The following is a 12,023-nucleotide window of genomic DNA, read 5'->3' as shown; positions in this document are numbered from 1 at the left end:
AACGCCATGAGCGAGAGAACATCGAGCGAGAGAACATCGAGCGAGACTACACCGAGCGAGTCCCGGCTTCGCGAACAGATCTGCCGGTTCGGCCGCTCGCTGTTCGAGCGCGGCCTGACGCCGGGCTCGTCGGGCAACATCTCACTCCGCCTCGACGACGGCGGCTGGCTGGTGACGCCCACCAACGCCTCGCTGGGCTTCCTCGATCCGGCCACGATCTCGCGCCTGGACGCGACGGGCGCCCTGGTCTCGGGCCACGCGCCCACGAAGGAGATTCCGCTTCACGCGGCGCTCTACGACAGCCGCACGGAGGCGCGCGCCATCGTCCACCTGCACTCGACCCACGCGGTCGCGGTTTCGATGCTGCCGGAGATCGACCCGAAGGCGGTGCTGCCCCCGCTGACGCCCTATTACCTGATGCGGGCCGGCGCCACGGCCCTGGTGCCGTATTACCGACCCGGCGATCCGGCGGTGGCGGACGCGATCCGGGGGCTCGCCGGCCGCTACGCCTCGGTGCTGCTGGCCAATCACGGCCCGGTGGTGGCCGGCACCACCCTGGAGAACGCGGTCTTCGCCACCGAGGAGCTGGAGGAGACGGCCAAGCTCTACCTCCTCCTGCGCAACCTCAATCCGCGCCACCTCAGCCCAGGGCAGGTCCAGGATCTCGTCAGCCATTTCGGCCTGACCCTGCCGGAGCCGGACGGGCACGACCACGGGCATTGAGACCGCGACCGGCGTCGATTCAGGCTGCCACCTCGATCTGCGCCCCCGGCAGGGCGGCCGCGATCTCGGCGGCGATGCCGACCGAGGCGATGTTCTTGGATTTCGCCTCAATCTCGAAATCGGCCCAGGCCATGTGGCGGGCCACCAGGGCGTTGACAGCCCGGTTCCACATCATGTCCGAATGGGCGGCGAGGTCGCGCCAGTTGTGGCCGGCCTCCGTCAGCGCGGCGAAATCCGGCAGGGCGTCGGGTGCGTGGCCCTCCAGCAGGCTCTCGCGCGAGACGCTGATATGCGCCACGGGGCGCACCCCGCGCCAGGATTCGCGCACGCGCATCACGCGCGGGTCGTCGGGCTCGATATACGCGCCCCGGCTCTCGACCCAGTGATGGTGCAGGTCGAGCACCACCGGAACGACGTCGGCGAGGCCCAGCACCGTGTCGAGCCCGAAGACGTTCTCGTCGTTCTCGACCGTAAGGAGGTCGCGCGCCGTCTGCGAGAGCTTGGGCAGGCTGGCCCGGAAGCCGGCGATGCCGGGGTCGCGGGCGCCCACATGGATGTTGATGTGGGCCCCGTGCGGATGCCAGCCCTGGCCGTAGCCGAGCATCGCCATGAGTTCGGCGTGGTGCTCGAGTTCCTCGATGCCGTTGCGCTCGGCATTCGGGTTCTGCGAGGCGATGACGCAGAACGGCCCCGGATGGAAACTCAGGCGCACCGCCCCGTCCCGCGCGATGGCGCCGATCCGGGCGAGGCCGTCCTCGACGAGGCGGCGCATCTCGGGTTCGGCGTAGATGTCCTGCGCCACCGCGTGGGTGTAGCCGGGCAGGACGTTGCTGGCGATCCGCAGCAGGCGCTCGATCACGGGCCGGGCGGCGACCCAGGCCACCTGCCGCTCCAGGGCGCCGAGGTTGTGGCGCACCAGACCCTCGAGCTTCGCCCGCCGCGCGGCGGGCGCCAGCGTCTTCAGATGCGCCATGGTGGCGTGGGTGAGATTCATCTGCAGGGTCGCCTCGCGGGCGGCCTTCAGGGTCTTGAAGCTCTCGGGCGGGGCCTCGAGGATGAACTTGCAGCAGAAGCCGAGGCGGGGTGTTGAATCGGTCATGGGGCGATAACGCGGCGGAACGCCATTGGTGCACGGCCGGAACCCCCGGCCGGCCCAGGCGCGTTGCCCCGGCGCCGAACCCTTGTGCAGGGTGGTCTGGTGCAAGCGTAACGTGCCGGCTCCCACGCCGGCCCCGGAGCCCCGATGGACGCCAAACTCGCTGATCAGGTCCGGCACGCGGCCGACCTCGCCCGCAGGCTGACCCTGGCCTACCCGAAGGGGTCGCGCCGCGACGACTTTCCCTTCGCGGTCGTGGCCGCCTTCGACGCCGACATCCGCGGGCGCGTCGAACGCGATCGCCGGATCGAGGACGAGCGCGACCGGGTGCTCATCGCCGCCGTCAACTTCGCCGAGACGCCGCCCGACGACGAGCCCGAGGCCGTCGAGCCGGCGCGCCGCGCCCTCGTCGCGGCGATCGACTACCTCGAACAGGCGACCCTGCGCTTCGGGATCGTCAATCGCGAGGGCGCGCGGCTCGGCTACGGCGAGGCCGGTCAGCGGCTCACGGCGGGCGGCTGACGCCATCTTCCCCGCCGCCCAATTCGTGATGACGGATCCTGCGACCCAGGCGCCGGTCCGCGCGTTACACACCTCCGCCGGCGCACACCCGGCGCTCCGTTCGATCAGCGTGGTCTTCTTCCGATGCGTCGCCTGTTTCCCGTCTTCATCGCCGCCGTCGCTCTCCTGGCAGGGGTGATCCTGTTCACCTTCGTCAAGCACGGCGACACCGCCCACACCCAGCCGGTGCCGGAAGCCGGCGCGAGCGCCCGCTGATGCCGCGCTGGCTGCCGCTCGCGGGCGCCGCATTGCTCGCCATCCTGGTGGTGATCGGCCTCGGCCTGTGGAAGTTCGAGCGGTTGCAGGAGGCGCGCATCGAGAATGGCGGCCGCCCGGCCATTCCCGCCTGCGCACCCGACCGGGTCGGCGATACGGGGCTCGCCGCCAATTGTCCGGGAACCGCCTTCCCGCCCGCCAAGGCGCCGTAGGACCCGCGTCGCACGGCGGGGACCGCGTTCAGGGCCGGCAGGCCCGCAGGAAGAAATCCAGCGAGCGCTTCAACGTCTCGCGCTTGACGTGGGTCATGCCCGGCCGCTCCAGGCCGAGTTCCGTCCGGTCGACGAACCCCCGGATGGTCAGCCCCAGGAAGGCGTCCGCCGCGTGACGGACATCCTCCACGGCGATCTCGCCGGACCGGACCCCCTCCTCCAGGCAGCGCTCGACCAGGGGTACCACGCGTGCCAATCCGAAATCATGGAGCGCGCGGGCGAATTCCGGGAAGCGCGCGGCCTCGGCCACCATCACCCGCCGGAACGCGATGCAGTCGGGGGTCAGGACCGTCTCGAGGATGGCGAGGGCAATGCGGTGGAGCCGCTCCTCCAGGGAGCCGGCCTTGGCCGCCACCCGCTCGATGGAGGGCACGTTCTCCTCGATGAAGCGCACGCAGACGGCTTCGAAAAGATCGACCTTGGAGGTGAAGCGCGTGTAGATCGTCTTCTTCGACAGGCCGGCGGAACCCGCGATCGCGTCGATGCTCGCCGCTTCGAAGCCCTCGGTGAGGAACACCGCCTTGGCCGCGGCCAGGACGCGCAGCAGGACGTCGCCCTCGGTCCCGCGCGGCGGGCGGCCGAGGCGCCGGACCGGCGACGGCGTCACGTCCCTCTGAGTCACGGCGCGATGTCCTCCCCCGGGGAAACGATGCCAGCCCTGCCCGGCGAACACCAGGGCGGCGGCACCAACGCCATGTGGACCCGGTTCCGCCATGTTGATCCGGCTCGCCCCTCCTGCCGTTTCAGAAGAACGCCTGCAGCCCCGTCTGCGCCCGGCCGAGGATGAGCGCGTGGACGTCGTGCGTGCCTTCGTAGGTGTTCACCGTCTCGAGGTTCTGGGCGTGGCGCATCACATGGTACTCGCCCATGATGCCGTTGCCGCCGTGCATGTCGCGGGCGACCCGGGCGATGTCGAGGGCCTTGCCGCAATTGTTGCGCTTGATCAGCGAGATCATCTCGGGCGCCATCCGCCCCGCGTCGAACAGGCGCCCGACCCGCAGTGCGGCCTGGAGGCCGAGGGCGATCTCGGTCTGCATGTCGGCGAGCTTCTTCTGAACGAGCTGGGTCTGGGCGAGCGGCCGGCCGAATTGCTGGCGCTCCAGGGTGTAGGACCGCGCCCGGTGCCAGCAATCCTCCGCCGCCCCCATGGCGCCCCAGGCGATGCCGTAGCGTGCCCGGTTGAGGCAGCCGAACGGCCCCTTCAGGCCCGAGACGTTGGGCAGAAGCGCGTCCTCCCCCACCTCGACATCCGCCATCACGATCTCCCCCGTGGTGGAGGCGCGGAGCGAAAGCTTGCCCTTCAGGGTCGGGGCCGAGAGACCCGGCATGCCCTTCTCCAGGATGAAGCCCCGGATCGCGCCCTCATGCGCCTCGGACTTGGCCCAGACCACGAACACGTCGGCGAAGGGCGCGTTCGAGATCCACATCTTGGCTCCCGACAGGCGATAGCCCCCGCCGGTCTTCACGGCCTTCGTCTTCATGCCGGCCGGGTCCGAGCCGGCATCGGGCTCGGTCAGGCCGAAGCAGCCGATCCACTCGCCGGCAGCGAGCTTGGGCAGGAACTTGCGGCGCTGGTCGTCCGAGCCGTAGGCGTGGATCGGGTACATCACCAGCGAGGATTGCACGCTCATCATCGAGCGGTAGCCGGAATCCACCGCCTCGACGGCGCGAGCGACGAGGCCGTAGGCGACGTACGTGGCGCCGGCGCCGCCGTATTCCTCCGGCAGGGTCACGCCCAGCAGCCCGCGCGCGCCCATCTTGGCGAAGAGTTCAGGGTTGGGGGTCTCGTGGGCGTAGGCCTCGACGATGCCGGGCAGGAGTTCCTCCTGCGCGAAGGACCGGGCCGCCTCGTGGATGGCGCGCTCGTCCTCGGTGAGCTGGTCGTCCATCAGGAAGGGATCGTCCCAGGCGAAGCCGGCGGAAGCGGGGGCTGTCGGCGCGGCTGAGCCGGGCGGGCGCGTCGGAGCGTTCATCGGCGTTCCTCGAATTGTCTGTTCCGGCGATCCTATCAGGCCGCGCCGGAGAGGCCACCCGCGCGGCGCCGGAGTGGAACGGGGCGAATTCCTGGTAGACAGGCACCGCGCCGGAGGGCGTCGTGCCGGGGCAGCGCAGGGATGGGAGAACACGTATGGGCGAGACGACGGCGCAGGACGGCGGCCCACAGCCTTCATCGCCGGCCCTGCCGCTGACCGGCATCCGCGTGCTCGATCTCTCGCGCGTGCTCGCCGGCCCCTGGTGCGCCATGTGCCTGGGCGATCTCGGGGCCGAGGTGATCAAGGTCGAGCACCCGGAGCGGGGCGACGACACCCGCGACTGGGGCCTGCGCACGGGCGCCACCAACACCTCGTATTTCGACAGCGCCAACCGCAACAAGCGCTCGATCACCCTCGACCTCGCCACCCCGGAGGGGCTGGCGACCGCGCGCGATCTCGCCCGGTCCAGCGACGTGGTGGTGCAGAATTTCAAGACCGGCGGCGCCGATCGCCTCGGCCTCGGCTACGCGGACCTCAGCGCCGAGAACCCGCGCCTGATCTACTGCTCGATCTCCGGCTACGCCTCGGACGGCCCCGAGGCGACGCGGCCGGGCTACGACATCGTGGTGCAGGGCGAGGCCGGCCTGATGGCGCTGAACGGCGAGGCCGACCGGCCCCCCCTGAAGTTCGGCCTCGCGGCGGTCGACCTCTTCACCGGGCAATACGCGACCCAGGGGGTGCTCGCCGCCCTGTTCGAGCGCGAGCGCACCGGGCTCGGGCGCCACGTCGAACTGGCCCTGTTCGATTGCGGCGTGGCGCTCACCGCCTATTGCGGCCTGGAGGCGATGGTGCGGGGGCACGATCCCGTCCGTGCCGGCAACGCCCATCCGTCGATCGCGCCCTACGGCGTGTTCGAGACCGGGGACGGCCCGATCGTCCTGGCGGTGGGCAACAACGGCCAGTACCGCCGCCTGTGCGAGCAGGTGCTGGAGCGTCCCGACCTCGCCTCCGATCCGCGCTTTTCCACCAACCTGGAGCGCTCGCGCAACCGGTCGCAGTTCCTGCCGGCGCTCGAGGCCGAACTCGCCCGCTGGACCCGGGCCGATCTCGTCGCCCGGCTGGACGCGGCGGGTATTCCCTGCGGCGAGGTGCTGGGTCTGCACGAGGCCCTGACCTCCGATCGGGCGCGGGCCGGTACCCTCGTGCTGCCCCAGGGCGGCGACGCCCATCCGGGCGCCCACGTCCTCGCCCCGCCCTATCGCCTCGACGGGGAGCGCCTGCCCGTCCGCCTGATGCCGCCGGCCCTCGGGGCGTCGAGCGCCGAGATCCGAGCGGAATCCGACGCGCGGCGCGTGGGAGAGATCCGGGCGGAGCCGGTGGACGGAAAACCGTAGCGCGACCCGAGGGCGATCCCTCGAACCCGCAGGCGTCTTCAAACCGGCAGCAGCGTGAACCCGAGGCTCCGGCCCGCGAAGCGCGCCGTGATCCGGCCCGGCCCCGCCAGGTCGAACGGCACCGAGAGTGTGCCGGTGGAGACGATGCTGCCGGCGGGAAGAGTCATGCCGCGCTCGCGCGCCACGGCCATCAGGTCGGTGAGCGCGGCGAGCGGGTCGGTCACGTCGTCGCCCGTGACGGCGCGGACCCGCTCGGTCCCGTCGACCTCGACCACGAGGCTGCGCGCCACCTCGGCGAGGTCGGCCGCCGGAATCGCCGGGCCGAGCACCAGGGCCTGGAAGGCGGAATTGTCGGCGGCGAAGCTCGGCCAGCCGACGGCGCGGCGATCGAAGAACCGGGACAGCACGAGTTCGAACGCCGCGCAGGTCTCGCCGACGATGTCGGCCGCCGGGACCACGGGAGCGTCCGGGGCGACATCGCGGGCGATCCGGTACGCGATCTCGAACTCGATCGTGACCGCGCCGGCATGCGGCATCCGGAGCGCGGCGCCGTCGGCGTGAAGGTGATCCTTCAGCACCCGGCCCGCGATGGAGCGGCCGACGCCGGAACTGCGCTTGCCCTTGTGACTGCCGATGGCGAGCTTCCAGCCGCCGGATTCCGCGCCGAGGGCGGCCAGGAGCCGATCCTGGACGTCGTAGCCCTCCGCCATCGTGCGCGGGCGGACGGCCTCCGGCAATTCGACGAAGGGCCGCCCGTCGCGATAGGCATCCCGCAGCAGCTCCGCGGCGGGCCGGGGATCGAAGGTATCGGAATCGAACGTATCGGGCATGGCGGACCTTGCTGTCGGGCGGAGCGGAGCGCGACCGATCCCCTCCCGGATTCTCTACCGGATTCCTGCGCCCGAATGCGCCTCTTTCCTCAGCGCGCCCTGTCCGGAGAAGGCTCGGCCCGCAGGAAATCGAAGTCGCAGCCTTCGTCCGCCTGCAGCACCGTCTCGTAGAACAGGTGCAAGTAGCCGCGCCTGGCCCAATCCGGTCTGACGGGCGGTCCGAGCGCGATCCGGCGCCGCTCCAGCTCCGCATCGTCGACCAGCACGTCGATGCGCCGGCCCGCGGTGTCGAGGCGGATGAGGTCGCCGGTCCGGACGAGGCCGAGGGGGCCGCCAACGGCCGATTCCGGCGTGATGTGGAGGACGATGGTGCCGAAGGCGGTTCCGCTCATGCGCGCATCGGAGATCCGCACCATGTCCTTGATCCCGCGCGCCAGGATCTGTTTCGGAATCGGCAGGTAGCCCGCCTCGGGCATGCCGGGGGCGCCCTTCGGTCCGCCGTTCTGGAGGACGAGGACGTCGTCCGGTCCGACGTCGAGGTCGGGATCGTCGATCCGGGTGGTCATGTCGGCGATCGAGGTGAACACCACCGCCCGGCCGGTGTGCTGAAGCAGGGCGGGGCTTGCGGCGCTGTGCTTGATCAGGGCGCCGCGTGGGGCGAGATTGCCGCGCAGGACCGCCATGGCGCCGACCGGCTTGATCGGGTCTCCGGCGGAGCGGATCACGGTCTGGCCCGGCACGTCCTCAGCCTGCGCCACCACGTCCCGCAAGGTGCCGCCCGCCACGGTGCGGGCGTCGCGATCGATCAGCGATCCCAGGTTCCGGAGCAGGGTCGGCAGGCCGCCCGCATGGTGGAAATGCTCCATGTAGTGCTGGCCCGAGGGCTTGAGGTCGACCAGCACGGGCACGGCCCGGCCGATTGCGTCGAAGGCGTCGAGATCGATGCCGTGCGGCGTCCGATTGGCGATGGCGGTCAGGTGGATCAGGCCGTTGGTCGACCCGCCGATCGCCTGCATCACCACCTGGGCGTTGCGGAAGGCGGCCGGTGTCAGGAGTTCGCTCGGCCGCGGGCCGCCCGAGACCGCCATCTCGGCGGCGCGGCGACCGCTCGCCTCGGCGATGCGGATGCGCTCGGCATGGGGCGCCGGCACGGTGGCGCTCATCGGCAGCGACAGGCCGAGCGCTTCCGTGACGCAGGCCATGGTGCTGGCCGTGCCCATCACCATGCAGGTACCGACGGAGGGGGCGAGGCGGCTGTTGACCCGCTCGATCTCCTCGGCATCGATCGCGCCGGCCCGATGAGCGCTCCAGAGCCGGCGGCAATCGGTGCAGGCGCCGAGCACCTCGCCCTTGTGGTGGCCCACCACCATCGGGCCGACCGGGATGACCACGGTGGGCAGGTCGACGCTCGCCGCCGCCATGATCTGCGCCGGCAGAGTCTTGTCGCAGCCGCCGATGACGAGGACCGCGTCCATCGGCTGGGCCTGCAGCATCTCCTCGGTGTCCATGGCCATCAGGTTGCGCAGGACCATCGAGGTCGGGTGGGCGAAGCACTCGTGGATCGAGATCGTCGGGAACACCATCGGCAGGCCGCCGGCCAGCATCACCCCGCGCTTGGCCGCCTCGATCAGGGCGGGGGCGTTGCCGTGGCAGGGGTTGTAGTCGCTCGCCGTGTTGGTGATGCCGACGATGGGCCGGTCGAGGGCATCGTCCGAGTAGCCCGCCGCCTTGATGAAGGCCTTGCGCAGGAACAGGGAGAAGCCCGCGTCGCCGTAGCTGGTGAGGCCCTTGCGCAGACCTTTGCTCATGATGCGTGTCCCGTTCCGGATGTCAGGGCGCCACGCGGGCGCGCGGGTCGACGCGGGCGATGCGCGACAGAAGGTAGTCGACCTCCGCCCTACCCTGCGCCGACAGGCTCGCGGCCGGCTTGCGCTGGGCATCCGAGGCGAAGATGCCGCGCTTCTGGAAAACGTACTTGCGCACCGCGAGGCCTAAGGGACCCTGCTGCTGTTCGTATCGCAGATACGGCAGGTGTGCGTCGAAGAGGTCGTGCGCCGCATCGCGCGCGCCGGCCTTCGACAGCCGCACGACGTCGACCAGCATCTCCGGGAAGGCGTAGCCGGTGTTGGCGCCGTCCGCGCCGCGCTCCATCTCGAAGTCGAGGAACAGGCCGCCATTGCCGGTGAGGATCGCGATGTGGCGCATCGAACCGTCCTGCTCGAAGGCGCGCAGCGCCGTGATCTTGTCGAGCCCCGGCCAATCCTCGTGCTTGAGCATGACGCAGGACGGATTCTCGGTGACGATCCGGCGGATGACCGCGGGGGTCATCACCACCGAGAAGGTCAGCGGGTAATCCTGGATCACGAAGGGCACGTCGGCGCCGATCGCCTCGGCGGCGTTGCGGTAATAGGCCACCACCTGATCGTCGGTGCGCAGGGTGTTGGGCGGCCCGATCATGACGCCGGCCGCACCCAGATCCATCACCTCGCGGGCGAGCGACCGCATGGCGGCGAAACCGGGTGCCGAAACACCGACGAGGACGGGGATATCCAGGCGCCCGACGACCCGCTTGGCGATGGCGACCGCCTCGGCATGGTCGAGCTTCGGCGCTTCGCCGAGCTGGCCCAGGATGGTGACGCCATCGACGCCCGCGCCCGAGAAGACCCCGCACATCCGGTCGAGGGAGGCCTCGTCGACCCGGCCGTCGGGATGGAAGGGGGTCGGGGCGATGGGGATCACCCCCTTGATCGCGCTGGTCAGAGCCATGGTGTCCTCCTTGGGGGTCGGCGGGGCCGAGGAACGGGCAAGTGACGAGGAAGTGGCAGGGGATTGTCGGGGGATCGTCGGCGCTGCCGGGGTGACGAGGTCGGACCGCGGCCGGCCGCGGATCGGGCGGTCCGCGCGAGGCTTCAGGAGCCCTCCCCTGCCACCTCGATGCGGGCCTTGAGGATCTCGATGAGGGACCGGTCGCGGCGCTCGGCCAGGACCTCGAGCGAGCGGCCGGCGGCCTCGGCCTCGATTCCGTCCACGATCCGGTTCTTGACCGCCTCCGTCAGGCTCGGGGTGCCGAGGCTGGCCCAGCGCCGCTCCTGGCTCGGGCCGAGATGGTCGAGATAGTGGCGGATGCCGCCCGCCCCGCCGCCCAGGTGATAGGTCATGTGCGGGCCCATCGCGGCCCAGCGCAGGCCGGGACCGTTACACAGGGCGGCATCGATGTCGGCGACGCTCGCCACGCCCTCGGCCACGAGGTTCACCGCCTCCCGGTACAGGGCCGAGGCGAGGCGGTTGGCGATGTGGCCCGGCATCTCGCGGTCGAGGATCACGGGCCGGCGCCCGAGGCGGGCATAGAAGGCCGCGGCCCGCGCCGCCACCGCGGGCGTGCCGGCGACGATCTCCACCAGCGGCACGAGGTGGGGCGGGTGGAACGGATGCGCCACCAGGATCCGCTCCGGCCGGACGCAATCGGCCACGAGGGCGCTGCGCAGCATCGCCGAGGTGCTCGACGCCACGAGGATCGAGGGCGGCAGCAGGCGATCGACCTCCGCCAGCAGGGTGCGCTTCACCGCCTCGTTCTCCGGCGCGTTCTCCTGCACGTAGTCCGTGCCGGCGAGGGCGTCCTCCGGGCGGCCGTAGAATTGCAGCGCGCCCTGCCCGCGCAAGCCCAGCTCGGCCAACTGCGCGCGCGCCGCCTCGATCGCCCGGCCGGCGCTCGCCTCGAACCCGGGCGCAGGATCGCAGGCCGCCACATCGAGGCCGTGAGCCAGGAACAGGGCGGCCCAGCTGGCACCCAGGGTGCCGCAGCCCAGCACGGTGACCCGGCCGATTTCATCCGTTTCAAGGCCTGCCAAAACTCTCCCTCCCGGCGCTTTACATTCGAATCCAGAATACGCTTAACTCAAGACTGTACCGACCGTTTTCACGGCGGACAAAGCGGGCGCCACGACCCGCGACCGGAGGACACCGATGTTCAAGCGCCACGCGACGACGCGCGCAGCCCTGTTCGTTCTCGCGACCCTGGGGGCTCTCGGCAGCGCCCGGGCCGACGACGTGGTGCGCCTCGGCAACCTGAAGTTCGCCCATTACGGGGCGATCTCCTACATGAAGGAGATCGCCCCGAAATACGGCCTGAAGATCGACGAGAAGGTCTTCGCCAAGGGGGCCGACATCTACCCCGCCATGGCGGTGGACCAGATCGACATCTCGGCCTCGGGCGCCGATGGCGCGGTGGCGGCGCGCGGCAACGGCGTGAAGCTCTACGTGGTGGCGGGTTTCGCCAATGGCGGCGTCCGCATCCTGCGCCGGCCCGACCTCGACACGGTCAAGACCCTGAAGGACGTGAAGGGCCTCAAGGTCGCCACCGTGCGGGGCGGCACCCAGGATCTGATGCTGCTGGCCGAGCTCGACAAGCACGGAATGACCTGGTCCGAGCGGGCCGGCAAGGACGTGCAGCTGATCTACTTCAACAACTACGCCGACCTGAACCAGGCGCTCGCGCAGAAATACGTCGACGTGATCTGCCAGAGCGAGCCCCAATCGACCCAGGCCATCAGCGCGGGCTACGCCACCGAGGTGGTCAAGCCCTACGACACCCCCATCGGCGTGCCGGTGCGCCCGCTGGTGATGACCGAAAAGATGTACAACGAGCGGCCCGAGGTCGCCGCCAGGGTCCTCAAGCTGTTCGTGGCCGCCACCAAGGCCTTCATCGACGATCCGGCGCTCGCCGAGAAGTACGTCCGTGAAACGGTGTTCAAGGGCCAGCTCTCGAGCCAGGATTTTCGCGATGGCATGGCCAACGCGAAGTACACCTACGACGTGCCGGCCGGGCACATGCAGACCACGACCGACTACATGATGAAGTACGGCCTCGGGAAGATGGTGAACCCGCCGAAATCCGACGCCGAGTGGGTGAAGACCGACCTCCTCGACAAGGCCAAGGCCGAGCTCAAGACGAACTGAGC

At 70.5% G+C, this 12,023-nt stretch carries 13 protein-coding genes; 6 read left to right on the top strand and 7 right to left on the bottom strand.

All coding sequences use genetic code 11. The features are described 5' to 3' along the window. Nucleotides 1–6 precede the first annotated feature (6 nt). Nucleotides 7–723 (top strand): aldolase, encoded by a 717-nt coding sequence (locus ASF57_RS05875; RefSeq protein ID WP_056190650.1) that lies wholly within the window; start codon nt 7–9, stop codon nt 721–723. A gap of 19 nt (nt 724–742) precedes the next feature. Here ASF57_RS05875 and ASF57_RS05870 read toward each other — a convergent pair whose 3' ends face one another. After that, nucleotides 743–1,822, bottom strand: coding sequence for a UV damage endonuclease UvsE (locus ASF57_RS05870; protein WP_056481040.1), 1,080 nt, complete (start codon nt 1,820–1,822; stop codon nt 743–745). Nucleotides 1,823–1,966: 144 nt separating this feature from the next. Here ASF57_RS05870 and ASF57_RS05865 point away from each other — a divergent pair, with 144 nt between their 5' ends. The 3 genes from ASF57_RS05865 (at nt 1,967) to ASF57_RS05860 (ending at nt 2,808) form a co-directional block, all read left to right on the top strand. Further along, nucleotides 1,967–2,341 (top strand): hypothetical protein, encoded by a 375-nt coding sequence (locus tag ASF57_RS05865; protein ID WP_056481038.1) that lies wholly within the window; start codon nt 1,967–1,969, stop codon nt 2,339–2,341. Between the two features lie 123 nt (nt 2,342–2,464). Next, nucleotides 2,465–2,596, top strand: coding sequence for a hypothetical protein (locus tag ASF57_RS27210; RefSeq protein WP_274533606.1), 132 nt, complete (start codon nt 2,465–2,467; stop codon nt 2,594–2,596). Beyond that, the gene (locus ASF57_RS05860; RefSeq protein WP_056481036.1) at nt 2,596–2,808 is read left to right on the top strand and encodes a hypothetical protein; all 213 of its coding nucleotides are present in this window, start codon (nt 2,596–2,598) and stop codon (nt 2,806–2,808) included. Before ASF57_RS27210 ends, ASF57_RS05860 begins: the two co-directional genes overlap by 1 nt. 28 nt (nt 2,809–2,836) lie before the next feature. Here ASF57_RS05860 and ASF57_RS05855 read toward each other — a convergent pair whose 3' ends face one another. Further along, the gene (locus ASF57_RS05855; RefSeq protein WP_162241544.1) at nt 2,837–3,490 is read right to left on the bottom strand and encodes a TetR/AcrR family transcriptional regulator; all 654 of its coding nucleotides are present in this window, start codon (nt 3,488–3,490) and stop codon (nt 2,837–2,839) included. A gap of 121 nt (nt 3,491–3,611) precedes the next feature. Further along, nucleotides 3,612–4,841 carry an acyl-CoA dehydrogenase gene (locus tag ASF57_RS05850; RefSeq protein ID WP_056481032.1) on the bottom strand — a complete coding sequence of 410 codons (1,230 nt, stop codon included), beginning with the start codon at nt 4,839–4,841 and terminating at the stop codon, nt 3,612–3,614. Nucleotides 4,842–4,996: 155 nt separating this feature from the next. Here ASF57_RS05850 and ASF57_RS05845 point away from each other — a divergent pair, with 155 nt between their 5' ends. After that, on the top strand, nt 4,997–6,235 hold the full coding sequence (locus ASF57_RS05845; protein ID WP_056481030.1) for a CaiB/BaiF CoA-transferase family protein: 1,239 nt from the start codon (nt 4,997–4,999) through the stop codon (nt 6,233–6,235). A 38-nt stretch (nt 6,236–6,273) separates the two neighbouring features. On the opposite strand, the gene ASF57_RS05840 is transcribed toward ASF57_RS05845, so the two are convergent. The 4 genes from ASF57_RS05840 to ASF57_RS05825 all read right to left on the bottom strand — a co-directional run bounded on the left by ASF57_RS05840 (nt 6,274) and on the right by ASF57_RS05825 (nt 10,913). Then, the gene (locus ASF57_RS05840) at nt 6,274–7,065 is read right to left on the bottom strand and encodes a fumarylacetoacetate hydrolase family protein (RefSeq protein WP_056481028.1); all 792 of its coding nucleotides are present in this window, start codon (nt 7,063–7,065) and stop codon (nt 6,274–6,276) included. Nucleotides 7,066–7,154: 89 nt separating this feature from the next. Continuing rightward, the gene (locus ASF57_RS05835; RefSeq protein WP_056190636.1) at nt 7,155–8,873 is read right to left on the bottom strand and encodes an IlvD/Edd family dehydratase; all 1,719 of its coding nucleotides are present in this window, start codon (nt 8,871–8,873) and stop codon (nt 7,155–7,157) included. Nucleotides 8,874–8,895: 22 nt separating this feature from the next. Next, nucleotides 8,896–9,831, bottom strand: coding sequence for a dihydrodipicolinate synthase family protein (locus tag ASF57_RS05830; protein ID WP_056190633.1), 936 nt, complete (start codon nt 9,829–9,831; stop codon nt 8,896–8,898). Nucleotides 9,832–9,974: 143 nt separating this feature from the next. Further along, nucleotides 9,975–10,913 (bottom strand): 3-hydroxyacyl-CoA dehydrogenase NAD-binding domain-containing protein, encoded by a 939-nt coding sequence (locus ASF57_RS05825; RefSeq protein WP_056190630.1) that lies wholly within the window; start codon nt 10,911–10,913, stop codon nt 9,975–9,977. A 115-nt stretch (nt 10,914–11,028) separates the two neighbouring features. On the opposite strand from ASF57_RS05825, the gene ASF57_RS05820 reads away from it, so the two are divergent. Next, on the top strand, nt 11,029–12,021 hold the full coding sequence (locus ASF57_RS05820; RefSeq protein WP_082503726.1) for an ABC transporter substrate-binding protein: 993 nt from the start codon (nt 11,029–11,031) through the stop codon (nt 12,019–12,021). Nucleotides 12,022–12,023 lie beyond the last annotated feature (2 nt).

This window comes from Methylobacterium sp. Leaf117 (assembly GCF_001422985.1).
GTDB lineage: Bacteria > Pseudomonadota > Alphaproteobacteria > Rhizobiales > Beijerinckiaceae > Methylobacterium.
Note: the sequence above shows the minus strand (reverse complement) of the source record. Positions and strands in the feature narration are given on the sequence as shown.

Excerpts from the sequence above, each read along its gene's own strand:
- ASF57_RS05875 (WP_056190650.1), top strand. The coding sequence starts at position 7 with ATGAGCGAGAGAACATCGAGCGAGAGAACATCGAGCGAGACTACACCG.
- ASF57_RS05870 (WP_056481040.1), bottom strand. The coding sequence starts at position 1,822 with ATGACCGATTCAACACCCCGCCTCGGCTTCTGCTGCAAGTTCATCCTC.
- ASF57_RS05865 (WP_056481038.1), top strand. The coding sequence starts at position 1,967 with ATGGACGCCAAACTCGCTGATCAGGTCCGGCACGCGGCCGACCTCGCC.
- ASF57_RS27210 (WP_274533606.1), top strand. The coding sequence starts at position 2,465 with ATGCGTCGCCTGTTTCCCGTCTTCATCGCCGCCGTCGCTCTCCTGGCA.
- ASF57_RS05860 (WP_056481036.1), top strand. The coding sequence starts at position 2,596 with ATGCCGCGCTGGCTGCCGCTCGCGGGCGCCGCATTGCTCGCCATCCTG.
- ASF57_RS05850 (WP_056481032.1), bottom strand. The coding sequence starts at position 4,841 with ATGAACGCTCCGACGCGCCCGCCCGGCTCAGCCGCGCCGACAGCCCCC.
- ASF57_RS05845 (WP_056481030.1), top strand. The coding sequence starts at position 4,997 with ATGGGCGAGACGACGGCGCAGGACGGCGGCCCACAGCCTTCATCGCCG.
- ASF57_RS05840 (WP_056481028.1), bottom strand. The coding sequence starts at position 7,065 with ATGCCCGATACGTTCGATTCCGATACCTTCGATCCCCGGCCCGCCGCG.
- ASF57_RS05835 (WP_056190636.1), bottom strand. The coding sequence starts at position 8,873 with ATGAGCAAAGGTCTGCGCAAGGGCCTCACCAGCTACGGCGACGCGGGC.
- ASF57_RS05830 (WP_056190633.1), bottom strand. The coding sequence starts at position 9,831 with ATGGCTCTGACCAGCGCGATCAAGGGGGTGATCCCCATCGCCCCGACC.
- ASF57_RS05820 (WP_082503726.1), top strand. The coding sequence starts at position 11,029 with ATGTTCAAGCGCCACGCGACGACGCGCGCAGCCCTGTTCGTTCTCGCG.